This window comes from Klebsiella sp. GB_Kp056 (assembly GCF_040064755.1).
GTDB lineage: Bacteria > Pseudomonadota > Gammaproteobacteria > Enterobacterales > Enterobacteriaceae > Klebsiella > Klebsiella quasipneumoniae.
The window spans coordinates 22274-45263 of record NZ_JBEAJA010000046.1 but is presented as its reverse complement, the minus strand read 5'-3'; the positions used below and the strand labels follow the sequence as shown (position 1 = coordinate 45263).

General features: G+C 55.2%; 19 protein-coding genes and 1 pseudogene. 10 read left to right on the top strand and 10 right to left on the bottom strand.

The window, feature by feature from the left end:
• Genes ABLV52_RS11400 through ABLV52_RS11375 form a run of 6 tightly spaced genes read right to left on the bottom strand, consistent with a single transcriptional unit; the run spans nt 1 to nt 5421 of the window.
• Entirely contained in the window at nt 1-831 is an 831-nt protein-coding gene (locus tag ABLV52_RS11400) for an ABC transporter ATP-binding protein (protein ID WP_023289995.1), read from the bottom strand.
• Nucleotides 828-1811 carry an ABC transporter substrate-binding protein gene (locus ABLV52_RS11395; protein ID WP_060589448.1) on the bottom strand — a complete coding sequence of 328 codons (984 nt, stop codon included), beginning with the start codon at nt 1809-1811 and terminating at the stop codon, nt 828-830. The genes ABLV52_RS11400 and ABLV52_RS11395 overlap by 4 nt, the downstream gene beginning before the upstream one ends.
• Nucleotides 1811-2692: a creatininase family protein gene (locus tag ABLV52_RS11390; protein WP_032453162.1), complete on the bottom strand. Its 882-nt coding sequence runs from the start codon at nt 2690-2692 to the stop codon at nt 1811-1813. Before ABLV52_RS11390 ends, ABLV52_RS11395 begins: the two co-directional genes overlap by 1 nt.
• A complete protein-coding gene (locus ABLV52_RS11385) occupies nt 2689-3168 on the bottom strand; it encodes a RidA family protein (RefSeq protein ID WP_016161230.1) in 480 nt (159 codons plus the stop codon). The genes ABLV52_RS11390 and ABLV52_RS11385 overlap by 4 nt, the downstream gene beginning before the upstream one ends.
• Nucleotides 3158-4441 (bottom strand): amidohydrolase family protein, encoded by a 1284-nt coding sequence (locus tag ABLV52_RS11380; RefSeq protein WP_348890394.1) that lies wholly within the window; start codon nt 4439-4441, stop codon nt 3158-3160. The genes ABLV52_RS11385 and ABLV52_RS11380 overlap by 11 nt, the downstream gene beginning before the upstream one ends.
• Before the next feature lie 11 nt (nt 4442-4452).
• The gene (locus ABLV52_RS11375; RefSeq protein WP_348890393.1) at nt 4453-5421 is read right to left on the bottom strand and encodes a PDR/VanB family oxidoreductase; all 969 of its coding nucleotides are present in this window, start codon (nt 5419-5421) and stop codon (nt 4453-4455) included.
• A gap of 205 nt (nt 5422-5626) precedes the next feature.
• Between ABLV52_RS11375 and ABLV52_RS11370 the strand changes: the two genes are divergently transcribed.
• The 4 genes from ABLV52_RS11370 (at nt 5627) to ABLV52_RS11355 (ending at nt 10251) form a co-directional block, all read left to right on the top strand.
• On the top strand, nt 5627-6526 hold the full coding sequence (locus ABLV52_RS11370; RefSeq protein WP_102004545.1) for a LysR family transcriptional regulator: 900 nt from the start codon (nt 5627-5629) through the stop codon (nt 6524-6526).
• A 295-nt stretch (nt 6527-6821) separates the two neighbouring features.
• Nucleotides 6822-7811, top strand: coding sequence for an ABC transporter substrate-binding protein (locus tag ABLV52_RS11365; protein ID WP_048335915.1), 990 nt, complete (start codon nt 6822-6824; stop codon nt 7809-7811).
• A gap of 11 nt (nt 7812-7822) precedes the next feature.
• Nucleotides 7823-9241, top strand: a complete 1419-nt coding sequence (locus ABLV52_RS11360) for an amidohydrolase family protein (RefSeq protein WP_348890392.1) — start codon at nt 7823-7825, stop codon at nt 9239-9241.
• 20 nt (nt 9242-9261) lie between these two features.
• Nucleotides 9262-10251 carry a 2OG-Fe(II) oxygenase family protein gene (locus ABLV52_RS11355; protein WP_087827068.1) on the top strand — a complete coding sequence of 330 codons (990 nt, stop codon included), beginning with the start codon at nt 9262-9264 and terminating at the stop codon, nt 10249-10251.
• A gap of 15 nt (nt 10252-10266) precedes the next feature.
• On the opposite strand, the gene ABLV52_RS11350 is transcribed toward ABLV52_RS11355, so the two are convergent.
• The 3 genes from ABLV52_RS11350 to ABLV52_RS11340 all read right to left on the bottom strand — a co-directional run bounded on the left by ABLV52_RS11350 (nt 10267) and on the right by ABLV52_RS11340 (nt 13524).
• Nucleotides 10267-11049, bottom strand: a complete 783-nt coding sequence (locus tag ABLV52_RS11350; protein ID WP_348890391.1) for a DeoR/GlpR family DNA-binding transcription regulator — start codon at nt 11047-11049, stop codon at nt 10267-10269.
• A gap of 92 nt (nt 11050-11141) precedes the next feature.
• Nucleotides 11142-12479: an aspartate aminotransferase family protein gene (locus ABLV52_RS11345; protein WP_348890390.1), complete on the bottom strand. Its 1338-nt coding sequence runs from the start codon at nt 12477-12479 to the stop codon at nt 11142-11144.
• On the bottom strand, nt 12469-13524 hold the full coding sequence (locus ABLV52_RS11340) for a phosphotransferase (RefSeq protein WP_348890389.1): 1056 nt from the start codon (nt 13522-13524) through the stop codon (nt 12469-12471). Before ABLV52_RS11340 ends, ABLV52_RS11345 begins: the two co-directional genes overlap by 11 nt.
• 428 nt (nt 13525-13952) lie before the next feature.
• Between ABLV52_RS11340 and ABLV52_RS11335 the strand changes: the two genes are divergently transcribed.
• The 6 genes from ABLV52_RS11335 to ABLV52_RS11310 all read left to right on the top strand — a co-directional run bounded on the left by ABLV52_RS11335 (nt 13953) and on the right by ABLV52_RS11310 (nt 21518).
• On the top strand, nt 13953-14723 hold the full coding sequence (locus ABLV52_RS11335; RefSeq protein ID WP_309319179.1) for an SDR family oxidoreductase: 771 nt from the start codon (nt 13953-13955) through the stop codon (nt 14721-14723).
• Nucleotides 14724-14737: 14 nt separating this feature from the next.
• Nucleotides 14738-16264 (top strand): APC family permease, encoded by a 1527-nt coding sequence (locus tag ABLV52_RS11330; RefSeq protein ID WP_023289983.1) that lies wholly within the window; start codon nt 14738-14740, stop codon nt 16262-16264.
• 577 nt (nt 16265-16841) lie between these two features.
• Nucleotides 16842-17648, top strand: coding sequence for a hypothetical protein (locus tag ABLV52_RS11325; RefSeq protein WP_348890388.1), 807 nt, complete (start codon nt 16842-16844; stop codon nt 17646-17648).
• Between the two features lie 417 nt (nt 17649-18065).
• On the top strand, nt 18066-19364 hold the full coding sequence (locus tag ABLV52_RS11320) for a hypothetical protein (protein WP_182962675.1): 1299 nt from the start codon (nt 18066-18068) through the stop codon (nt 19362-19364).
• A gap of 325 nt (nt 19365-19689) precedes the next feature.
• Nucleotides 19690-20598: a restriction endonuclease gene (locus ABLV52_RS11315; protein ID WP_348890387.1), complete on the top strand. Its 909-nt coding sequence runs from the start codon at nt 19690-19692 to the stop codon at nt 20596-20598.
• 254 nt (nt 20599-20852) lie between these two features.
• Nucleotides 20853-21518 carry an AbiV family abortive infection protein gene (locus ABLV52_RS11310; protein WP_348890386.1) on the top strand — a complete coding sequence of 222 codons (666 nt, stop codon included), beginning with the start codon at nt 20853-20855 and terminating at the stop codon, nt 21516-21518.
• 440 nt (nt 21519-21958) lie between these two features.
• On the opposite strand, the pseudogene ABLV52_RS11305 reads toward ABLV52_RS11310, so the two are convergent.
• Nucleotides 21959-22895: pseudogene (locus ABLV52_RS11305) on the bottom strand (LysR family transcriptional regulator).
• Nucleotides 22896-22990 lie beyond the last annotated feature (95 nt).

The following is a 22990-nucleotide window of genomic DNA, read 5'->3' as shown; positions in this document are numbered from 1 at the left end:
TTATGGCTCCATACCGGACTGGCTGGCCTGCAACAGACTGTCCTGCAGCTGACGGGCATACAGGGAAAATGCCGGACTGACGCGGAACGCCTCGCTGCGCGGGAACGGCTCCCGGATGGCGATATCTTCCACCACCCGTCCGGGACGGGCCGCCATCATGATCACCCGCTGCGAGAGAAACACCGCTTCGTGGATCGAGTGGGTGACGAAGACCACCGTCAGATTCTGCTCCTGCCACAGGCGCAGCAGATCGCTGTCGAGCTTGTTCCGCGTAATTTCATCCAGCGCGCCGAAGGGCTCATCCATCAGCAGCAGCTTTGGCCGGGTGACCAGGCCGCGGGCGATGGAGACGCGCATTTGCATGCCGCCGGAGAGTTCGCGCGGCAGGACGTCGGCGAACTTGCCGAGCCCCACCAGCTCAAGGACTTCACTCACCCGGGTGTTGCCCTCCGCGCGCGGCACGCCGGCCAGATCCAGCGGCAGCCTGACGTTATTGCGCACGCTGCTCCAGGGCATCAGGGTGGCCTCCTGGAAGACGAACGAGAGCGGATGCTGCGCTTTTTCCCGGCTGTCGCGCCGCCACAGCATCAGCTTGCCGTCGCTGGGCTCCACCAGGCCGGCGACCATCTTCAGCAGCGTACTCTTACCGCAGCCGGACGGGCCGAGCAGGGTAATGAACTCCCCCTGGTTGATGGTCAGATTGACGGGCAGCAGCGCCCGGGTGCCGTTGCTGTAGATCTTCTCCGCCGACAGCACCTCGATGGCCGGCGTGGCGGAGGCGGGTATAAAGCGGGTGTCGCTCATCACGGTCAGTTTCGGGGCGGTATTCATGGCATCACTCCGGCGTCTTTGACCATCTCCAGGGTATATGTCTGCTCAAACGGCACCTTGCTGGCGTCGATCAGGTTGTTTTTCACCAGCATGTCCCAGGTTTTCTTCAGCCGCGGCTCGGTGATGATGCCGATGCCGCCGGTCATGGCGTCGCCGCCGGTCACCAGCTGGTACTGCTTCATCTGGGCAATGCCAAAGGCGATCTGCTCGGCGCTCATTTGCGGGTTCGCTTTGCCGATCAGGCTGTTGCCGGGGCCAGGATCCTGCAGGTAGCTTTTCCACCCTTCCATGGAGGCTTTGACGAAGGCCGCCACCGCCGCCGGACGTTTGCGGATGGTGTCCGCCATACAGATAATCGAGTTGCCGTAGGGCGGGTAGCCCCAGTCGCTGAGCGGATAGACATAGAACGGCTGCCCGCCTTTGGCGACGGAGAACGGCTCGGAGGTCACGTAGCCCTGCTGCACCAGATTTTTATCGGCGAGGAACGGCTGGACGTTAAAGGTATAGGGGCGCACTTTGCTGCCAGCCAGACCCAGCTCGCTCTTCGCCCACGGCCAGAAGGAGGTATAGGCCTCGGTGGCGAGCAGGAAGGTTTTGTCTTTAAGCTCCGCCGGGTTGCTCACTTTGTCATGAGTGATAAACACCGTCGGCGAGTGCTGGAACACGGTGGCGACGGTTACCGCATGCACCCCGGCCTGCCAGGTCTCCAGCGCCTGGCCGTTGTCGCCAAGGGTGCAGTCCGCCTGGCCGGCCGCCATCAGCTGCATGACGTTGATCTGCGGGCCGCCCATTTTAATCTCGACATCAAGACCGGCGTGCTTATACAGCCCGGTGGCCTGGGCCTGGTAAAAACCGCCATGCTCCGCCTGGGCATACCAGTTGGTGAGAAACGTGAACTTCTCCGCCGCGACGCAGGAGGCTGAGGCGGCGAGGGCGGCCACGGTCAGCAGGGTAAAAACTGGCGTTGATCTGGTATTCATCAGGGCTCCTTGGATTCAGCAGCGAAAGAGGGTGGTAGGGACTGCACAAAGCCGTGCCAGTGCTGTTTGCCCCAGGTCGGTTCGCGACGTTCGACCCAGGCCATGCGGTGGATCTCGATGATTGCCTGCGCCCAGCTGGCGGCGAGGGAGTCGAGAAGCCCTTCGCCTTGCTCCCGCGTCGCCGGGGTTGGGTCGCCAATCACCCCGCTGGGGCCAAAGTCATAGGACGCCCACGCCGCCGCCGGACGGCCTTTCGACAGGGTCGGGCAGGGGAATTCCGGCGGGAAGTTGGCGACCGCCCGCTCCATATGAACGCACTCCGGCGCCAGCGCCAGCATCAGCGCCGTTTCGCTATGCCCGGCGTGCATTGCCATCCGCTGTTCATGCGGGCTGAGGAACTGTTTTTCGCAGTTGGGCACGTTGAACACGTCGTGCGGGATGGCGATGAAATCCCCGTGGCGCAGGCGCATTTCCCGGCAGGCGATCTGCAGGATCTGCGGCTGGCCGCCGTGGCCGTTGATCATCAGCAGCTTGCGAAAACCGGCCCGATAGAGGGATTCGGCGATCTCCAGCAGGGTATGCAGCAGGGTATCGCCGCTGAGGGTCAGGGTGCCGGGAAAATGCAGATGCTCCTCTGACTTACCGTAGACGATCGGCGGGATGGCGTAGGCCGGGATCGCCGCCGGCAGCCGGGCGAGGGCATGGCCCGCCACGCCGGAGGAGATCACGCTGTCCACCGAGCAGGGCAGATGGGGGCCGTGCTGTTCGATCGCCCCGGTGGGGAGGACGATAACCGTATTGCTTTTATCCGGCAGGGCGGCCACGTCCGTCCAGCTCAGAAAAGGGAGAAAGCGCGCTGCAGGAATGTAACCGTTAATCATCGCGGTGCCTCGGAGTGAATTGGCTGGGGTAACCAGACGGTTGCTTCGACTTCAATCAATACCGTGGCGTCGGGCAGCATTTCGCTGACCTGCACCACGGTGGATACGGGCGGCTGGTCGGGATAAAACAGCTTCCTGACCCGGCTGTAATAGGGAAAATGGTCAAGGTTGCGAAAGTACTGCACCAGCTTGATAACGTCGCTCATCTGCCCCCCCGCGGACGCCACGGTGCGGCGGATGCTTTCCAGTACGTACCAGCTCTGGGCGAGGATCGGCCCCTGCTTCGCATCGGTTGAAAATTCCCCGGTCGCCCCCAGCAGCTCCCGCACCGGCTCAGGCACATCCTGAAAGCCGTTGACGATGGTGCCGGTCAGGGGATTGACCGGAATAATGCCGGAGAGAAAAATAAAATCGCCGGCTCTGCGCCAGGCGGCATACCGCGCCAGCGGCGCCCCCGCGCCTGCTTCAAGACTCATGTGCCATCTCCTCCTGCCACACTCGCCGGTGGGTTAACCTGCCGTGGTTAACCACCAGACGGGCGGCGCTGTTTAAAGGCCAGGTAAAACGGTCGCTACCCGGGAAAATCACCACGCTGGCCGCCGCCCCGACGGCAAAAGGGGCCGCGTCTGCCGGCGAACCGGTTAGCGCCGCGCGATCGCAGATCAGCCGAGACTGCCGGTCGAACGGGTCGCTGAGCTGGGCGCTGAACAGGCCGCAGGCCAGGGTGTCCAGCGGGTCGTAGCTTCCCGCCGGACAAAAAGCGTCCTGCACGTTGTCGCACCCAAGCAGGGTGGCCACGCCGGCGGCCTGCGCCTCGTGCAGCAGGGTGATCCCCCGCTGGCGCGGCGTGCGGCCGAACGTCGCATCCTGCAGCAGCAGGTTGGTCATCGGCAGGGCGATAAGGGTGACGCCGTGCGCCGCCAGCTGGCGCAGGATCAGCGCCGCCTGCGCGTCGCTGCCGGCGGCCAGCGCGCAGCCGTGGCTGCAGCAGATATGCCCGGGGAATGGGTGGCGGGAGAGATGATCCGCCAGCCAGGTCAGCCCCTGAGACACCTTGCTGAGCTCCTCATCGATATGCAAATCCAGATCCAGTTCCCAGAGGGCCGCGCTGCGCAGCAGGTTTGCCATGGCGGCGGCGTCCCAGTTGGAGGAGTGAATGAAGCCCCCCAGCAGGCAGCGCTCCCCGCTGTTGGCGACCGTCCGGGCAATGGCCTCGGCGTCCGCCGGATCGCGAAACAGGGGCAGCGGGACCAGCGCCACCCGTTCCAGGGTGATGCCGCCGGTATCGAGACGGGCGATCTCCTGCCAGGCGTCCGGCGCGTCGGCGGTAAACCAGTCGATATGGCTGCGTAAATGGGTCACGCCATTTGCTGCCGCCCGGGCCAGCGCGGCGGACGCCCGACGTTGAATATCCGCCCTGGTCCAGTGTCGGCGATCCTCGTGCATGGCGTGGATCGCCGCCAGCAGCCCGGCCTGCGCCGGACGGCAGCGTTCAATGGTAAAGGTTTTGTCCAGATGGGCATGGGGTTCCACCAGGCCGGGGAGCGTCAGGGTCCCCGCCAGGTCCCACAGGCCGGGAGCCGGCTCGACGGAGGGCGTCACGGCGGCGATCCGGCCATCGCGAAAGGCCAGGTCCGCCAGCCGCGGTTCATCGTTGGCCTGCGTCGGCCAGCCGTCGGGCAGCGCCCAGGCCGGAAGTCGGGCGCGGCTGATGCCGGCGAGCGGCGCGCAAGAGGAGGGGAACGTCATCGTCAGTCTCCTCACAGATCCAAAACCAGACCCGGCGATTTCGCCCGCGAACAGCAGAGCGTGATCTGGTCGTTGCCGGCTTTCTCCTCCGCCGTCAGCACGCTGTCCCGGTGCTCGGGGAGCCCGTCGAGAACCCCGGTAATACACGATCCGCACATTCCCTGTTCGCAGGAGAGCATCACCTCCACCCCGGCGTGCTGTAATACCTGAGCAATGGTTTGATCCGCGGCGACCTGCAGACGCTGCCCGCTGGAGGCCAGCTCAATATAAAATGCGTTGTTCGCCGCGATATTATTTTCCGCCGCGGGAGTAAAGCGCTCGAATACGAATTGCGACGGCGACCAGCGATATTCCTCCATGACTGACCGCAGTCGCTGAATAAAGCCCTCCGGGCCGCAGGCCACCACTGCGGTATCAGGGTGGGGCGTGGTTAAGCATTCGGGGATCCGCTGGCGAAACGACGCGCCTTCCTCGCTGCAGTGGATCGCCACCGTGCCGCTCGCGGCCAGCTGGGCCAGGCGCGATGTGAAGGCCGTCTGGCGCGAGCTGGCGACATAATAATGCAGCTCCAGCGCCCCTTTTCTGGCGGCAATCGCTTCGGCCATCGCCAGCAAAGGCGTGATGCCGATGCCGCCGGCAAACAGCAGGTAGCGCCTGGCCTCCGGCAGGGGAAAATGGTTGCGCGGCGACGAAATGGAGAGCCGATCGCCGTGTTTGAGCTGCTGGTGCAAATAGCGTGAGCCGCCGGTGGACGCGTCCGTCAGCCGGACGCAAACTTCATAATGATTACCGCGGTCAGGCATGCCGCACAGGGAATATTGCCGCGGGCCAACGCCGGGAATAATAATATCGATATGCGCCCCGGCGGAATAGGCCGGTAATATTTCCCCGACTGCCGCCTGCAATATTAAAGATAGATTTCCCTCGCCGTTGGGGCATATTTCCCCCACCGAGACCGAAATAAGATCGTGGCTGTGCATTACCGTTTTCTCTCCCTCAATCCGCTGTCTGCAGGGCGGCCAGGGGCAGCGAAGGGATACCCGCTCCTTCGCGGTGACTGTCCGGCGTGCAAAAATGGATGAAACGATCGTTTCTCCGCTATGAATGCTACGGTATTGTGATAAAACTGTTGCGTCCAGAGCTTTGATTCGCACAACCCGTTGCAAAAAAGAGAGCACCCAAACGATGTTTGCCTTCTCCCGATTTCTGCTCTATTTCACCGAAGTGGCCCGTCAGGGGTCGTTTCGTAAAGCGTCAGAGGCGCTGCATGTGTCTGCGTCTTCTATTGACCGTCAGATTTTGCGCGTGGAACAGGAGCTGGCGATGCCGCTCTTCGAGCGCCATCCCACCGGGCTGCGGCTGACCGCCGCCGGGGAGCTGCTGCTGCACGCGGCCAATAACTGGAAAAAAGACTTTACCCGGGTCTGCGAGCAGCTGGATGACCTGCGCGGACTGCGGCGGGGGCATGTGCGCATCGCCACTATCGATGCCATTAACCGGCATTTCTTTTCGACGATGCTTAAAGAGGTGCACAAACATTATCCCAACATCTCTTTTACATTGACCACCATCAACAATATCCACATCCAGCAGGCGCTGATCTCCGGCGAGGCGGATTTCGGCATCATGCTCAATCCGCAGACCTCCCGCGAACTGCAGGTGCGGGCGTTTGCCGAAATGAATATGGGGATCGTAGTGCCGACCGGCCATCCGCTGGCCGGCCGCAGCGCTGTGCGTTTTAGCCAGTGCATCGACTACCCGTTTATCCTGCCATCCGCCCCGTTGATGATCAGCGAACCGGTGGAGGCGCTGGTGAACATCAGCGGCAACGAGGTGAAGGAGGTGGCGGTATCGAATAACATCCACATGATCCGCACCCTGATCAAAGAGCAGATGGGCATCGGCATCCTGTGCCGGCTGGATATTCTCGATGAGATCGAGTCCGGCCAGCTGGCGTTTGTGCCGCTAACCGATCCGCAGCTTAAGCCTTTCACCCTGGCGCTGTGCGTCTCGCCCGCCCGCCAGCTTTCCCTTGCCGCCTCGATGATGCTGAACCAGCTGGAGATGCTCTTCAGCCAGCTGTGAGAGACCGGACAGGCACTAAAATCATTCATCAATGCACCAAAGTGGTGCGTTTATTGTGTGCATGAATCAAAGGTTGCATGCCCATGGGCGGCGGCGCAGGCGATTTTTCGCGGCCGCTCGCGGGCCATCAAATCTGGCATTGTTTTTGTATAGCTGAGTGTGAGTAGAAGCGGTCAGTACGGGTTATCCATACGGGACATTGCTCAGTCACCATGTCGCGGTTCAATGTTGACCGGGATGGGAGGCTGAGCCACATTCGCTCGCTCCCCCTCCCGGCGTAAAGAGGAGAGGGATAATGAAAACAGGCGCACGCCTTCCCCGGGGTTTACGCTGGCTGGGCCTGATGGCCCTCGGCGGTGTCTCGCTGGCCGTTCAGGCCGAGGAAAAAATCGTTCTGCTGACCTCCTGGTACGCTCAGGCGGAGCAGGGGGGTTATTATCAGGCTCAGGCTACTGGGCTGTACAAAAAATATGGTCTCGACGTCGAGATCCGCTCCGGCGGACCGCAGGTCAACGGCATGCAGTTGCTGTTGTCCAAGCGGGCCGATGTGATCATCGGTTACGATCTGCAGCTGCTGGAAGGCATTCAGCGCGGCTTCCAGGCGAAAGCCATTGCCGCGCCCTTTCAGTACGATCCCCAGGGGCTGCTGACCCACGCCGATGTCAGCTCCCTGCAGGGGCTGAAAGACAAAACCATTCTGGTCTCCAGCTCCGGTCAGGCGACATGGTGGCCGTGGCTGAAGGCGCAATACCAGCTGAGCGACGCTCAGGTTCGCCCCTATACCTTCAATATTCAACCCTTTGTCGTCGACGACGCTGTCGCCCAGCAGGCCTATGTCAGCTCCGAGGTGTTCCAGGTGCAGAAGGCCGGGGTGAAGGCGAACTTCTTCCTCTTTTCTGAGCATGGTTACCCTCCCTATGGCGGCATTCTCATCGCCCGCCCGGACACCATCGCTGAGCGTAAAGCGGCGATGGCGAAGTTTGTCCGCGCCTCAATGGAGGGTTGGGTGAGCTATCTCAAGGATCCGGCGCCGGGAAATGCGTTGATTAAGCAGGACAACCCGAAAATGACCGACGATCTGCTCGCCTGGGGCGTGACCCAGATCCGTGAGCATCATCTGATCGACGGCGGGGATGCCGCCAGCCAGGGCTGGGGGACGATGACCGACGCCCGCTGGCAAAAGACGCGCGATTTTATGGTCAGCGCCGGTCTGCTGGCGGCGGCCACCGACTGGAAACAGGCCTATACCACCGACTTTGTCCAGACCATGCAGGTAAAACCCTGAGGAGCGACGCCATGTCATTCATCATTAAAAATGCCCATGCCATCCTCAGCGGTCTGTCCGGAGAGGCGGCGCGGCTGGCCGGGCCGGATATTCGCATCCGCGACGGCAAGATTGCGGCCATCGGCAGCCTGACGCCGCTGCCGGAAGAGCGACTGATCGACGCCCGCGACTGCGTGATCTATCCGGCATGGGTGAATACGCACCATCATCTTTTTCAGTCGCTGCTGAAGGGCGAGCCGCAGGGGCTGAACCAAAGCCTGACGGCCTGGCTGAGCGCCACGCCGTACCGCTTTCGCGCGGCTTTCGATGAACATACCTTTCGTCTGGCGGTGCGCATTGGTCTGGTGGAGCTCCTGCGCTCGGGCTGCGCCAGCGTGGCGGATCACAACTACCTGTACTGGCCGGATATGCCTTTCGATACGTCGGAGATTCTCTTCAGCGAAGGGGAAGCGCTGGGGATGCGCATCGTTCTGTGCCGGGGTGGGGCGACCCAGGGCCGGGCGGTGGAGCAGGATCTGCCGGTGGCGCTGCGTCCGGAAACCTTCGACGGCTATATGGCGGATATTGAACGGCTGGTCAGCCGCTATCACGACCCGCGGCCCGACTCGCTGAGCCGGGTGGTGATGGCGCCCACTACCGTCCTGCACTCCGCGCCGGGCGCCCAGCTGCGGGAGATGGCGAAGCTGGCCCGCCAGCTGGGGATCCGGCTGCACAGCCATTTATCGGAAACCGTCGATTATCTTGACGCCGCGCGGCAGAAATTCGCCATGACGCCGGTGCAGTTCTGCGCGGAGCACGACTGGCTGGGAAATGACGTGTGGTTTGCCCATCTGGTGAAGCTTCTGCCGGAGGAGATTGCCCTGCTGGGCCGCACCGGTACCGGCATTGCTCATTGTCCGCAAAGCAATGGCCGGCTGGGCAGCGGCATCGCCGATCTGCTGGCGCTGGAGCAGGCCGGGGTCCCGGTCTCGCTGGGGGTGGACGGCGCTGCCTCCAATGAAGCGGCGGATATGCAAAGCGAAGCCCATGCCGCATGGCTGCTGCAGCGCGCGCGCAAAGGGATGCTGGCGCAGCCGCGCTACGCCGGAGGCACCTTCGAGGGCGGAGCCGATGCGGCCACGGTGGAGGATGTGGTGCGCTGGGGCAGCGCCGGCGGGGCGCAGATCCTTGGCTTAGCGCAGAGCGGCACCCTGCAGGTCGGGATGCAGGCGGACCTCGCCATTTACCGGCTGGACGATCCGCGCTACTTCGGCCTGCATGATATGGCGATTGGCCCGGTGGCCTGCGGCGGCCGCGCCGCGCTGAAGGCGCTGCTGCTGAATGGCCGGCCCATCGTGGAAGATGACGCCATTCCCGGTCTCGACCTTGACGCGATGCGCCACGACGCGCTGGCGGCAGTCCGTACCCTCCAACAGCGCGCCGCTGTTTAACTGATAACAGGATAATGACGATGAACGCAACCACCCAAAATCAACGCTATGCCTTACAGGAACTGGAAAAAGAGGCGCTGATGGGCGCCCAGGGCGAAGAGACCTTTGCCCGCGAAGTGCGCTGTATCGACCTGTCTAACTTTGCCGAAAGAAAAAATGACATTGCCGAACAACTGTGGGAGGCGGCGGTGGAGATCGGTTTCTTCCAGGTCAGCCACCACGGTATTCCGCTGGCGGCGATCCGCCAGGCGTTCAGCACGACCGAGGCGTTTTTCGACCTGCCCGACGAGGTGAAGCGCCAGTATCCGCTGGCCGGCAACGCCGGCTGGGAGAGCAAGGCGCAGGTCCGGCCATCGACCCGCACGCCGGATCAAAAAGAGTCATATCAGATAACCCGTCCGCTGATGGACGGGCGCTGGCCAAGCGATCGGGAGCTGCCAGGCTTCCGACAGACGATGCTCGGATTTGAATCGCAGTGCTGGCAGCTGGGGATGAAGATCCTCTCCTGCTTTGCTTTAAAGCTCGGTTTTCCGGAATCGTTTTTTACCACCGCGCACGATCCGCAGCGTGATACCTATCAGAGCACCTTGCGCATGCTGCACTACTATGCAACCGAGCAGTCGCAGCAGGGGATGTGGCGGGCCGGCGCGCATACCGATTTTGACTGCCTGACGCTGCTGTTCCAGCGCCCCGGTCAGGGCGGCCTGCAGGTCTGCCCTGGCAAGGACCGCGAAAGCCAGCAGTGGACCAGCATTGAGCCAAGGGAAGAGGTCATCACCTGCAATATCGGCGATATGCTGATGCGCTGGAGCGACGACCAGCTGCCGTCTAACTTCCACCGGGTGAGAAACCCGCAGCCCCACGAATATCAGGGGCCGCGCTACAGCCTGGCGTTTTTCTGCCAGGCCAATAAAGATGTTGAGATACTTGGGCCGCAGAGAAAGTACCCGCCCATCAGCGCCGAGGATTATCTGCAGCAGCGGATCCAGGCCAATTTCGCCAAAGGGTAAACGTACCGGCGCGGGTCACTGCTGTTCAGGAGCGGCATGACCACGCGCCACGACCACCTTTTCCCGGCCGAGTACGGTAGCGAGATGGTCGGGCAGGGGCTGGTCAGTAATTAAACGGCTAATGCCCGACCAGCCCGCGTAGTGGTAGGGGTAGGTGAGGCCGAACTTCGAATGGTCGGCGACGACAATGCTCTTCGCGGCGCGCTGGATCATCGCCCGGTAAACCGTTCCGCTGTCGATTAACGCCTCGCTTGGTCCATCGGCGGCGATACCGCTGGCCCCCAGGAGCGTATAGTCCGCCGTGAACTGGCTGAGGAACTGTAGCGTCTGCGCACCGGTCATTGCCCCTTCGGTCGCGCAGTACACCCCGGGAGCGACGATCACCCGGATGGTTGGATTCATCGACAGCACCGTTGCGACGCCGAAGGCGTGGGTGATGACTGTAATATCCCGCAGCTCGCTGGCCATCCGGCGGGCAACATGTACCGTGGTGGCGCCGGAGCCGATCATAAATATTTTGCCGTCGCGCATACAATGGACGGCGTCCCGGGCGATGCGCTCACGCTCTTCGGTAAACAGCTGATGGCGCTCCGTGACCGTCGGTTCACTGTTCATGGCCCGCACCGCACCGCCGTAAGTTCGGTTCAGAACGCCCCGGCGGGTAAGTTCGTCAAGATCGCGACGGATGGTTTCGGTAGAGACACCGTGGGTGCGCGCCATATCCCCAATCCGCAGGGTCGGGGTCTCAGCCAGTTCGCGCAGGATCTGTTGCTGACGGTCTTCTTTTCTCTTCGACATGAACGCTGGTTACTCTCCCTGAAGTCGCTGATGCCGTTAATATACCTGCACGCCGAGGGCAAACAAACTGGATGTTTGCCCTCCCGGTTAGACTATGCGTTCAGGTGGCCCATTACTTTCGCCAGCCGTTCGAGGAAGAAATCTGCATCATTGCGACTGAAGCACAGCGGCGGACGGATCTTCAGGCTGTTGCCAAAGCGACCGGCCGCGCCAATCAGCACGCCCTCAAGCTTCAAGTGATAGATAACGCGACTCGTCAGCTGCGGATCCGGCTCTCCGCTGTCTGGCCGGGCAAACTCGATGGCGTTGAACAGTCCGGCGCCGCGAATGTCTGCGATGGCCGGGAAATCCTGGGCCAGCTGGCGCAGTCCGGCACGCAGATAGTCCCCGTTGCGCTGGGCGTTGGTCATCAGGGCCTCCTGCTCAATCACCTCCAGTACCGCGAGGCCCACGGCGGCAGCCACCGGGTTACCGCCAAAGGTGTTGAAGTACTCGGTCTTTTCGCTGAACGCCTGCAGAATAGCCGGGCGCGTGATGACCGCGGCCATGGGAAAACCGTTCCCCATTGGCTTGCCGAGCGTGACGATATCCGGTTGCACACTGTGACGCTGGAAGCCCCAGAAATGAGAGCCTGTCCGACCAAAGCCCGGCTGGACCTCATCGGCGATAAACAGTCCGCCCCGCGCCTGTACGCGGGCGACCGCCTGGGCCAGAAATCCTGGCGGATCGGCGAAAACGCCATCGCTGGAAAAAATGGTATCCACCAGTAGCGCCGCGCAGCCGAAGCCCCGCGCCTCCAGCGCGTCCATGGCGCGCTCAACGTCGGCGGCGAAGAGGTCAGACAGCGTCTGGCCCGCGGTCAGCCTGCGCAGATCAGGGGCGGGAATGGTATGCACCCACGGGGGCAGGAGGGCATCTTTGTGCCCGGAGGGAGAGACCTCCATCACCGCCGTTGTATTGCCGTGATAGGCACTTTCGGTGACGATGATCCCCTGTCGGCCACTGATAAAGCGGGCCATCCGCAGGGCGATGTCGTTGCTCTCGCTGCCGGTGCAGGTGAATATCACATTCGACAGCCCGGCGGGGAAAGTCGCCAGCAGGCTGTCCGCGTACTGCTCCAGTACCGGGAACAGATAGCGGGTGTTGGTGTTCAGTAACCCGGCCTGGCGCACCATCGCCTGGGTGATATGCGGATGACAATGCCCCACGCCCGGCACGTTGTTATACATATCCAGATAACGGTTGCCGGCGGAGTCCTCCATCCAGGCTCCGGAGGCCGACGCCATGACGATCGGTTGTGGATAAAACAGCACCGAACTGGTCCCCTGGGTGGCGTGGCGACGGGCAATCTGTCTGCTCAGGTTTTCGTCGGCCACGCCGGTCAGCGCGTCAAAACGGTTCAGTTGAAGAATGGGGGTTTTATTGTTCATCAGCAGGTTCCTTGCAGTTAACGGTAGCGCTAAGCGGTGACGCCTGGTGGAGAAACGCCTGGGCCAGGCGTACGGTGATGGCGCCCCACTGCGGGCTGTAGCGACGGGCGGTGGCTGTCTCGCTATGGCTGGCCAGCCAGGCCGTCAGCTGTAAACGGCGCAGCATCACCAGCACCGGAAGCATCACTTCGTCCTGATGGCTGAAGGGGCGGACGCTACGGTAACCCGCAAGCCACGCAGCGCGGTAGTCCGCAAGGGCCGGGTCGTCTTCTATAAAACTGACGGCGGTGGCAAAATCCCAGCCAAACCAGCAGATGCCGCAGTCGTCAAAATCTATCACCGTCAGCGAATTCTCATTCACCAGCAGGTTGGCCAGCCGCATGTCGCAGTGCACCAGCCCATAGCGGTCGGCGTCCTGCCCGTACGCTTCCAGTCTGGTGACCACTGTGGCCTCCACCGCCTCCAGCAGCGTAATATCGTCGGCGCTCAGTTGCGTCATTTTCCGCCAGTCCCCCCACCAGGCATGACGTCCGATAATCGTCTCGGTGTTCCACACCTTGCGATGAAACCCCTCGGGTTTTACCCAGCCTTCGCTGTGCCTGTGCAGTTCTCCCGCAACCCTTCCCAGGGCATGGTACCAGCCGGTGAGATGGCTACCGGTATCCGGTTCGCTGCCCGCAACAAAGGTGAATCCCACGACGTGGGTGACCGTTTCGCCGTCGATGAGGCTGGCGATACAGCTCCCATCATCCAGTACAAGCGGTACGGCGATGTTGATACCTCCCCGGGCATGCAGGGCGTTTAGCCACATCAGCTCAGAATGGATCTCCACCGCTGAGCTGTAGTTTGGGCGATGCACTCGCAGCACGATCTTTCTCTGCGTCGCCTTATCGCTGACCAGAAACGTGGCATTTTCTGAAACCGTCAGCAGGCCAATCTCTGCGCCTTCGCTGAGCCCCCAGCGGGGCAGGAGCGGCCGCAGCTTCAGGGTAAGTGTTGTTAAATACTCGTCGTTAAACATGCTGTCCTCAATTTGAAATGACACGCTTAACACATTTTTATGTTGTGGTTGTGGGATTTGCAAGATGTGTGAGGTTTTTTTTGTTTTCTGTTGCGCTTCAATCATGATTTTTGTTTGTTAATTATTTTAATAACAGATAGTTAGTGTGATTTTGTTGGCTAGGTTCAGCCGGTTGCACCATAACAGAACGTATAATGTGGGTTTTTCTCATTCAGGCGTAAAAAACGCGAGGTTGTTCTTATTATCGTGTTGATATATATAGGTAAATTAATTGGTTGTTTGCACCAATCCTGTGCCCAATCATAGCGCATTATTTTTATGCTGAAATCTCACATTAAAATGTTGAACATTCAACATTTACGTGATTATTCTTTTCCTGCCAGCGACGGAGATCGCTGCACGGCCAGGCCATACGGATGGGATCGCAAAACTTTCACAGACGGGGAAAAATGATGTCAGATTTTATGAACAAACATGTGCTGGTGACCGGCGGGAGTAGTGGGATCGGTCTTGGCATTGCACTCGGCTTTGCCCGCGCCGGAGCGAAGGTGACCATTACCGCCCGGACACCATCGCGTATCGATAGCGCGATCGGCCAGGCGGCGGAGCAGGGACTAACGCTACGCGGCCTGACCTGCAACGTCAGTCATGCCGAAGAGGTAAAAGCCTGTGTCGCAGAAGCCGCACAGCAGTGTGGGGGGCTGGATATTGTCTGCTGCAACGCGGGGATTTTTCCTTCGGCGCCGCTGGCAGAGATGAGCGAACAGCAGTGGGATGAGGTGCAGGCGATCAACAGTAAAGGGACTTTTTTAACTGTCCAGGCGGCGCTGCCATGGCTGAAACGGGCAGAGTATGGTCGCATCATCCTCACCTCTTCGATTACCGGCCCGGTAACGGGTTATCCGGGCTGGGCTCACTATGCCGCCAGCAAAGCGGCCCAGCTGGGTTTTATGCGTAGCGCGGCGTTAGAACTGGCCGGCGACAACATTACCGTCAATGCCGTCCTGCCGGGGAATATCATCACGGAAGGGCTGAGGGATATGGGCGAGGACTATATCGCCGGGATGGCGAGCGCCGTGCCGCTCAAACGCCTTGGAACGGTGGAAGATATTGCCGCGGCAGCGCTGTTCTTCGCCTCCCGTCAGGCTGGCTACATCACCGGCCAGTCGCTAATTGTTGACGGTGGGCAGATCCTGCCTGAATCCACCGCGTGCCTGAACTGAACGGAGCGTTCATCATGAGCAATGAAATTCTTGCCAATCCCGCGCCAGCGGCGGAGAAACATGTTGTACAGCGGCTGCGGCCAAATGCGGTAGGCCTTGGCGGGGTGCTGTTTATGACTATCGCCACGGCGGCGCCGATCACTGCGATGCTGGGCAATGTGCCGATCGCGGTGGGCAGTGGTAATGGCCAGTATGCGCCCGCGGGGTTTATGGTCGCCACCCTTATCCTTGCCCTGTTTGCCATCGGCTATGCGCAGATGGCCAGGTACATTACCGCTACCGGCGCATTTTATGGCTTCATTTCACATGGCCTGGGGCGGATCGTTGGCATGGCGTCAGGAGTGACGGTGACCATGACCTACATTGTCTTTGAGGCCGCGCTGGTTGGGATCTTCGCCTTTTTCTGCGAGGATTTAATCAATACGGTCTTCAGCGTACATATCCCCTGGCTCATCTTCGCCTTCGCCATGCTAATGACCACCGGAGTGCTAAGCTATTTCGATATTTCGCTCACTTCCAGGGTGCTGGGCCTGTGCCTGGTACTGGAAATTTTGATCCTCACCGCCGTCGCGGTGGCGGTGCTGATCCATGGCGGAGGGCCACAGGGTTTTGTCCCCGAGTCGATCAACCCGCTGAACGCCTTTACCCCGGCGAAAGGGGTGGTCGGCGCCAGTGCCGGAATTGGTTTATTCTTCGCCTTCTGGTCATGGGTGGGGTTTGAGTCATCGGCAATGTACGGTGAAGAGTCGAAGAACCCGAAAAAGATCATTCCCCTGGCCACTCTGCTGGGCGTGATTGGTATCGGCGTGTTCTACGTGTTCATTTCGTGGATGGCGATTGCCGGAACGGGACCGGAGCGGGCTATTGCCCTTGCGCAGGATCCTAACCGCGCAGGAGAGATTTTCTACGGTCCGGCACGCCAGTATCTGGGGGAGTGGGCGGTCGGGGTGTTTAAGCTGCTGGTGATCACTGGCTCTTTTGCCTGCGGGATGGCGTTTCATAACTGCGCGGCGCGCTATCTCTATGCGCTCGGGCGGGAAAATCTGTTTCCGTTTGCCGGGCGCACGTTGGGTCGTTCACACTCACGCCATGGCTCGCCCCATATTGCTTCTACGGTGCAGACCGTTATCGCCACGCTGATTGTGTTGCTGTTCTTTATCACCGGGAAAGATCCTTACGCGGATATTTACACCCTGCTGGCGCTGTTGGGTACGATGGGCATTATGATTGTCCAGGCGCTTTGCGCCTTTGCGGTGATAGTTTACTTCCACGGCAATAAAGAAAATATTGGCAAAGGACACTGGTTTAAAACGGGCGTTGCGCCGTTGCTTGGGGGGATGGGGATGATCTATATCGTCTATCTGTTATTCAAAAATATGGCGTTTGCCGCCGGCGCTGCCGCCAGCTCCTCCTTTTATCATGCCATTCCGTGGATCGTGTTGGCCTGCTTCTGCTTTGGCGCCGCCATCGCGGTCTGGTTTTACCTCTTTGATACGCAAAAGTACCGGGTCATAGGACGCATTGTACTGACGGATGATTGATGATGCGCACCTGCCGCCGGCTCTCGCTGGCCGCGCGGCAGGATATCCGGCGCTGGGCTTTTCAGCTACCGTGTTAAGTTCGCTGGTGTTGCTGAAATATCTTAAGAACATCCCTCTAAGCGTCAGCTGCAAGCTACCCTGGTAAAGGCCCCGGAAATCACGCCCTTTATGTCGTAAACGCCGTTAAGCCCGCTCACCGGGGTTAAAAGTTCTTCATTGCTGATAGCGGGTTAAGGCTAACCAGGGCAGGGGGAAGACAGGCAGAGTTTATGAACCCGTAACCAGCTACGCCGGGCTTTCGGCGCCATTTGACTCTACAGACATATGTAACCTTGTCTGGCGCCTCCATGCCGCTGATGTGGCATTCAGAAGCTTCCCGATGCTGTAGGTGTTAACGTCTGCTCTGTGCCAAGAGCGGACGTTGCTGACCATAATCATTGACGAAAGTATTGCGCAAAGTATACTGTTCTACGTACTGGCATCATCGTCTAATTGGATAAAACACTGGAAACTAAAAATTTTTTGAAATCTAGAAATGCGGGTTCAAATCCTGACAATGCCACCAAGGTTTAAGCAGATGACTGAGACTAAATACCTTAAATTTTTTTTAAATGAAATTGGATATAGCGTACATAATCTTAATACTATAGCTGTTGCTCTCTCAAATCTGCCTGCCAATTCAGTTCCAAATCCTGAGTTAAATATCAAATGGGAACCTAAAAATTTAGAAAAATCCTGCATTGCTGCGCGTAGATTTGCAGTTCGTTCTTCTTTGGTGTTTGCAGTTGAAGCTCTATTTGAATATATGAGCAACATTAGTGATGATGAGCTTTGGAAGAAACTCAATTTTGATTTGGAATTCAAAAAAAAACTTTCTACCAATGACTCAAAAGCGAGAAGATTTTCTGAGTTTTGCAAATCTATACCTGGAATAGAAAAGGAATGGTATTTGCTAGTTGAGCTTATGTGTCATTGGCGCAATCAAATAGTCCATGCCAGCACTTCAAATGCTGGATTATCCTCTTCTGACAAGAGATTCTTGGAGACTAAGATTTCTTTTTTATATGATAATTTTTATCATTTTGATGTAATGAAAACATTAGAGGACTATGATGCGGACAAAGTTACACTAAAAGAAGCAACGACACTGATTACCTTTTTAATAAAGTGTTGCAGAAAAATAGATGAGCATTATATTTCCTCTATTTCTGGTTTAAGCAACCAAGTATATAGTGAAGTATTAGACAACGATGACCAATTTAACCTATTGAAAAAACAGGTAGGCAGTGCCAAACGCAATCGCCAAATTATGAAATATATCGGAGTTAAGTTACCTTATCTATCGGCAGAAAAAATAACAATGCTCGCGAATGAATATAAATAAATATGATTGTGCGTCTAAACTCTTTTTGATTCACATGGCCATTTAGTTGGAAGTGCGTCCATTACTTCAAAAAATACAAACACCATGTTTATCTCCTGCTAAAATTAGATATGATGATGTTGTTCAGACCGGCAATTAATACCTCGAGCAACTTCAATTCCAGCTTTCCTGTGGACTTTCGATATCATTCAAAAATTCACTGCATTGTTAGTTGCATTGTCCACCCATCACTCATAGTAGTGCTTCAGTGCAGTCCGCTTCGTGCCAAAAGCGGATGCGACCCATCGGCATGTTTTAGTCGTCGCAAGCAAATCATAACGGTTAATTGTTGAGTAGATTTTTCATGTCAATTTATATTATTGTAGATAAGTCTGATAAAAATTTCAGTCACATCCTCTTGGATAATAAGGAAGTTATATGAAAGCTCGTTTAATACCACCGTACGAAAACTGCACTGGCAATGTTTTATGGCGAAAAGAGGATTTTATTAATAAAGTCGACGATATCTCAACATCTCTAAAAAAGTTAAGAGATATGGGATATTGGGCCAGTGCCTATCCTGAAGGAGATGGCATTACATTTAAATACACCAAGGATAGTTATCAAAAAAGCAGTATCGAAATTCTACAAGACTTCTCAATATGTTTTGAGTGGGTAGAAATAGAGTTAGCTAAATCAAGAAGCTCTAACCTAGAATTAGCTGAATTAGAGGGTAAAAACAAAAATATGGAGTGCATAGTTATTGTGCCGATTGAGAAGATTTTCATTCAGGAAACCATTGAGATCGGAAAGTATATTTTTTATTGCGGAAGACAATTTGATGAAGAGTCACATAAGCGATTATCAGAGCAAGATGGTTCGTATATACAGTTTAACTGTGACCTACCATATATTGATTTATTAAAACTTAATTCAAGCATTGATCATAACAGCCATGTTATAAACATGTGTTTGTCTATAGCTGAATATGCGCTTGATTTAGTCAGATTTTCTCACAGCTCATTTACAAGTATGGAATATACCCCTAATCCTGCAGGTCAACGCTCTGACGGATTTTATGATGTAGAAATCATTCCTCGTGAGATGACTCATCTTAAACCAATTAAGATAAGTGGAATATCAAGACCCCTTGCCGTGAGTAATAATTGGCTAGGCCCTCAGGTTGACAGCTTGTATTACCCTGGGTTGCAATATTTATCTTCTATCTACGATGGAATCGTTGAAAATGAACTTTCAAAATTAGTTAGCTCCGTAGTTAGGGCATGTAGGCAATCTTTTTATTCAATTGGCGCGGAATCACAATTTCTAAACCTGGTCTTTGCACTTGATGGTCTTGCTAATATTGACCCAGATTGGAAAGGATGGAAGCAAAGGACCTACATTGCAGCACTTACATGTAATAACTCACTAATCAAATTTAAGAAAAACCTAGAAGTTTATGACGAGTTATATACTGACGTAAGAAACAAGCTTGTTCATGATGGTAAAGATTTTTACGAACTTAACGTCAACGCGAACGAATCCTCTGAACAAATCTTTAAGTATATTAAGATAATTATAATACTCATCGAAAGTAACGGCTTTTCCACTTTGCAAGAATTAAGAGATTATGCAGTTCACCTACTTCAGCAGGAGGGTTATAGAACTGCTTCTGTTGAGATAATTGACAAAGTATCTCTTTTAAGAGGAAAGAAACCTAATTATCCTTCATGGTGATTAAATCAACGTGCTAATTAATTTTTAATATAACTTCTGCTCCTCGCTCTCAGCGGACCTTCAGCTCAGTTATATCGTCCGCTCTGTGGCAGAAGCGGACTATGTTAAAGAAAAGAGCTTGAGGTGGCTGAAGTCAGTATAGGTGCAACAAATGTGGTAAATGAGGGTTGAACCAATGGGAAGCAAAAGCTATTTTCGTCTATGTAGGATATATCTCCAAATAGCTTAAAATCCCCAGATGGAAGAATGGTAGTATGGTTTTGATAATTAGAACAGCGAGTACATCAGGCACTCTATTCAAATGATTTATAAGGGAAAAATGACAATGCTTAAAACCTGGAATGATTTAGAAAGTTATACCCAATATGTCTACTCGACCTTGCTTAACCCACGAGATAATGGAGTGGAAGTTAGCCGTAACGTTATCCTTAAGGGATTAAAAGGTGAATATCAAATTGATGTATATTACCAATTTGAAAATGCAGGCTTTATACATCGTGTTGCGATAGAGTGTAAATATCACAATCGCCCGCTTGATCGCGATACTATTATGCCATTTTGCAACAAAATCACAGATATTGGGAATATTATCGGGGTAATAGTCAGTAAGTCTGGTTACCAAAGTGGCGCACAAGAATACGCAGAAAAACATGGCATTACTTTACTGACAACTGATGATTTACCAAAATTTAACATATTGGTTGCCGATTACTTGATAAATTCAACCTTACCTACAAAAGACTGGATCGGCGAGCCTTTTTGGATTTTGATGGAAAGAGAGGAAGATAATGTTTCAGGTTCATACTACAAGTTTGCACAAAAACATAACGGAAGAGATGTAATACCCTTATTCTTTTCAAAGCGTGAAGCAATTGACTTTCTAAATGAATCTGAGCAGTCACTGCATTTTGCAATAAGAGGTGTTCCACAACATTATTTGAAACGGTTGATAGCAATAACAGAGCGGTTAAAACCTTTATTCTTCTTAATGCTTCCTGCTTTGAATGAAGAACAAGCCAAAGGTTTATTAATTGAACCAACTGAATTAATGAAAAGATATCTACTATCAGAAATATCACCTGAAGAATATCAAGAGTTTTACGTTAAAAGGAAGTCGCGTTACAAGAATGAGCTTACTCTTTTTAAAATATTAAAAGAAATGAAAGGTAAAATTGGTGCAGAATTGGCTGAAAAAATTTTAAAAAATAAAAAAAACGTAATAGCGGAGCCGTGATCACGGGAACCGTTCAACCTGATGTGCTGGCGTTAAAGGTGAAGTGAAGGGCCATTTGCTGAAAAAAAGATTAAGATTTCGATGCAAAGCAAACGGTCTGCTGTGTACCAAGAGCGGAATCTGGAGCGCCAGAGGTCCTCTAAAAATTGATAGTTCGTTTTGCAGCGATACTTACACTTACAGTAGGGCATCTAGCTTTTCAACAGGAATGATGTGTCCTAAGATTGATGAAATTTTTAACTCGAGCAAACGTTATGGCAAAAAAACTAGAGCAATGGAAAAATACACTTGCCGTAGAGAAAATTGTAGAAGGCATGAATGCTGCATCATCTAACGCACGTAGGCTTCTGAACGATGCCTCTGCTTTGTTTGATTTAGAACGCTATCCCTCTGCTACCTCTCTGGCAATCTTAGCTATAGAAGAAGCAGGAAAGGTGTCAATACTTCGAGAGATGTCGCTGTTGAAAGATGGCAAAGATATCAAACAGATTTGGCACAGGTATCGCTCACATACTGAAAAAAATATGATGTGGGTGTTTCTTGATGCAGTTAAAAAAGGCGCTAGGAATCTTAACGATTTTGCACCAATTTTCAGCGATGAATCAGAACATCCCTTTATATTGGATCAATTGAAGCAAATATCATTTTATACGGATTGTCTTGGTAAGGCACATTGGTCGATACCAGACAATGTAATCAATAGTGATACAGCTATAAGCATCATAGAAGCCGTTAAACCCTTAGTGTCGTCAAAATTACACACAGTCGAGGAGGTTGAACTCTGGGTGAAGTACTTGGGACCTGTGTGGAACACTAATGATGCTCTTAAGCGTGAGGCATTAAAAAGTTACTTCGATGCCATGTCTGCAAAAGGACTACTTTCAAATAAAACAGCCGTCTCAGCATTCTTAAGCATCTGAATCAATATTTCTTAAGTGGATATTGCTGTTGGCGCTGCGAGAGACCTGAGATGGTTGATCTGCTACCCGTTGATTAACACGCCGCAATGCTAGTAATGTGACTGTTTGGCAACGAGATCAACTGCGAACTTCCGCTTTTCGCTCGCAGCAGACTTTAAACTTACCCAGTACGTCCGCTTCGTTCTGTGAGTTCAATCGGTCGATGCAGCGCTTTCCTTTAATCAAGGGGGGACGTTGTCATGAAACGAAGAACTCGGATTTACTCCACACCTGTTCGCCTTGGATATACGGAGTCGAGCTCCCGGTAACCGTTCAACCTGATGTGCTGGCGTGAAAGGTGGAGAGGAGGGCCATGTGCTGCAAATCAAGGTTCAGCGGTGCCGACTTTTCTGACCTTAGGGGAAGGAGGCGGCTCACTCTGCTTCAGTGGGGGTAGCTAATCACCACAAATTGTTAGACATAAGGGACGGGAGTTGTCGATGCGGGCGACAAGGGTATCTCTGCCGCAGCCATAAAATCGATAAAACAGCGTATTCGCGGCGACAGGTAGCGGCTGGCAGGCCACAGGACGGAGAAATGCCCATCCTTGACGCAACAGCCGGGCAACACCTCCTGCAGGTGTCCCTCATTGATGGCCTCACGCACAACAAAATCAGGAACATAGGCGATACCCATCCCCGCCGCGCTTAAGCGAATGGCAGCCTCAATGTTATTGACCCTCATCACGGAAGCGGCCCTGAAATCCCCCGTCAGCCGCATATCGCGCAGTTCCCAGGGCTGGATCAGCCCCGTCGAAGGGAAGCGAAAAAAAATGCACTTGTGCGCCGCCAATTCCGCTGGCGAGCCGGGAACGCCGTATTCCGCCAGATATGCCGGGCTGGCGCAGAGCACAAAACGAAAACCCCCCAGCTTTCTGGCGATCAAGCGGGAGTCCGCTAGTTCACCGCTGCGGATAGCGATATCAAATCCCTCATCGATCAGATTGACCAGCCGGTCACTAAAATCGAGATCCAGTTCAACCTGCGGATAAAGACGGCTAAAGGCGGTGAGGGCAGGGAGCAGCAGGCGGTAGCCGATGACAGGCAGTGAAATTCTCAGTTTGCCGGAGGGCTGTGAGAGACTGCTCGTCAGCTCAGACTCGGCCTCCTGGATCTGCTCCAGGATACTCTGGCAGCGGGTCAGAAACGCGGCCCCCTCCGCCGTCAGGCTGACGTTTCTGGTGCTGCGGTTAAACAGCCGGACCCCCAGTTTATGCTCAAGCCTGGCGACATTCTTACCCACCGCCGAGGCTGAAATGCCCAGCAGCCTGGCGGCCTGAACAAAGCTTAGCGTTTCGGCGGTGCGGACAAAGGACGTTAGCGAGGTCAGGCTGTCCATCGATTATAAACCTTATGTCTCTTAAGAAGATATTTTCAGTCTATTTATCGGCATTAACATCCGCAATAGGATGGCGGCAGTTTATTCATTCCTTC

Bases quoted from the DNA above. Each gene is read 5' to 3' on its own strand.
- ABLV52_RS11390 (WP_032453162.1), bottom strand. From the start codon at position 2,692: ATGATTAACGGTTACATTCCTGCAGCGCGCTTTCTCCCTTTTCTGAGC.
- ABLV52_RS11370 (WP_102004545.1), top strand. From the start codon at position 5,627: ATGTTTGCCTTCTCCCGATTTCTGCTCTATTTCACCGAAGTGGCCCGT.
- ABLV52_RS11360 (WP_348890392.1), top strand. From the start codon at position 7,823: ATGTCATTCATCATTAAAAATGCCCATGCCATCCTCAGCGGTCTGTCC.
- ABLV52_RS11325 (WP_348890388.1), top strand. From the start codon at position 16,842: ATGACTGAGACTAAATACCTTAAATTTTTTTTAAATGAAATTGGATAT.
- ABLV52_RS11395 (WP_060589448.1), bottom strand. From the start codon at position 1,811: ATGAATACCAGATCAACGCCAGTTTTTACCCTGCTGACCGTGGCCGCC.
- ABLV52_RS11365 (WP_048335915.1), top strand. From the start codon at position 6,822: ATGAAAACAGGCGCACGCCTTCCCCGGGGTTTACGCTGGCTGGGCCTG.
- ABLV52_RS11375 (WP_348890393.1), bottom strand. From the start codon at position 5,421: ATGCACAGCCACGATCTTATTTCGGTCTCGGTGGGGGAAATATGCCCC.
- ABLV52_RS11350 (WP_348890391.1), bottom strand. From the start codon at position 11,049: ATGTCGAAGAGAAAAGAAGACCGTCAGCAACAGATCCTGCGCGAACTG.
- ABLV52_RS11330 (WP_023289983.1), top strand. From the start codon at position 14,738: ATGAGCAATGAAATTCTTGCCAATCCCGCGCCAGCGGCGGAGAAACAT.
- ABLV52_RS11355 (WP_087827068.1), top strand. From the start codon at position 9,262: ATGAACGCAACCACCCAAAATCAACGCTATGCCTTACAGGAACTGGAA.
- ABLV52_RS11380 (WP_348890394.1), bottom strand. From the start codon at position 4,441: ATGACGTTCCCCTCCTCTTGCGCGCCGCTCGCCGGCATCAGCCGCGCC.
- ABLV52_RS11335 (WP_309319179.1), top strand. From the start codon at position 13,953: ATGTCAGATTTTATGAACAAACATGTGCTGGTGACCGGCGGGAGTAGT.
- ABLV52_RS11310 (WP_348890386.1), top strand. From the start codon at position 20,853: ATGGCAAAAAAACTAGAGCAATGGAAAAATACACTTGCCGTAGAGAAA.
- ABLV52_RS11400 (WP_023289995.1), bottom strand. From the start codon at position 831: ATGAATACCGCCCCGAAACTGACCGTGATGAGCGACACCCGCTTTATA.
- ABLV52_RS11345 (WP_348890390.1), bottom strand. From the start codon at position 12,479: ATGAACAATAAAACCCCCATTCTTCAACTGAACCGTTTTGACGCGCTG.
- ABLV52_RS11320 (WP_182962675.1), top strand. From the start codon at position 18,066: ATGAAAGCTCGTTTAATACCACCGTACGAAAACTGCACTGGCAATGTT.
- ABLV52_RS11385 (WP_016161230.1), bottom strand. From the start codon at position 3,168: ATGAGTCTTGAAGCAGGCGCGGGGGCGCCGCTGGCGCGGTATGCCGCC.
- ABLV52_RS11315 (WP_348890387.1), top strand. From the start codon at position 19,690: ATGCTTAAAACCTGGAATGATTTAGAAAGTTATACCCAATATGTCTAC.